The following is a 255-nucleotide window of genomic DNA, read 5'->3' on the forward strand; positions in this document are numbered from 1 at the left end:
TTCGCTCATGAGGTTCGACTATACAGTTGCGTCCATGGCAGCCGAAGCGCTCGACTACGACCTCGACGGACACCAGGTGCGGCTCACCAGCCCGACGAAGGAGTACTTCCCCGGGGTGGCCACGAAGGCCGACATCGCCGACTATCTCGTCGCGGTGGCGCCCCAGATGCTGCAGACCCTCGGCGGTCGTCCCACCACGATGGAACGCTGGCCGGGCGGTATCGAGGGCGAACCGTTCTACCAGAAACGCACCCC

At 65.1% G+C, this 255-nt stretch carries 1 pseudogene; it reads left to right on the forward strand.

From position 1 onward, the window contains the following. Positions 1-34 precede the first annotated feature (34 nt). Positions 35-255 (forward strand): annotated as a pseudogene (locus tag Q5762_RS39030) (ATP-dependent DNA ligase); the annotation flags it as partial.

The organism is Streptomyces sp. P9(2023), assembly GCF_032436795.1.
Classification (GTDB): domain Bacteria; phylum Actinomycetota; class Actinomycetes; order Streptomycetales; family Streptomycetaceae; genus Streptomyces.